Raw genomic sequence first — 255 nt, forward strand, 5'->3', positions numbered from 1 at the left:
TTCACCTGCTCGTCGCTGGCCTGGAAACTGATCTGGATATGGTCCAGCCCGGCCTTCTTGAAGTCACTGATTTTCTGTTCGGTCAAGCCGATGCCGGAGGTGATCAGGTTGGTATAGAAACCCAGCCAGCGCGCTTCACCGATCAGCTCGGCCAGGTCCTGGCGCACCAGCGGCTCGCCGCCGGAAAAACCCAGCTGCGCGGCGCCCATCTCCCGGGCTTCGCGAAAGACCTTGAACCACTGCTCGGTGCTCAGC

At 61.6% G+C, this 255-nt stretch carries 1 protein-coding gene; it reads right to left on the bottom strand.

Features of this window, described 5'->3' with window-relative positions:
- On the bottom strand, nt 1-255 hold a 255-nt coding region (locus IB266_RS30610), incomplete at both ends, for a radical SAM protein (RefSeq protein WP_192264476.1).

Source organism: Pseudomonas sp. Pdm06, assembly GCF_014851795.1.
Classification (GTDB): Bacteria; Pseudomonadota; Gammaproteobacteria; order Pseudomonadales; family Pseudomonadaceae; genus Aquipseudomonas; species Aquipseudomonas fluorescens_AA.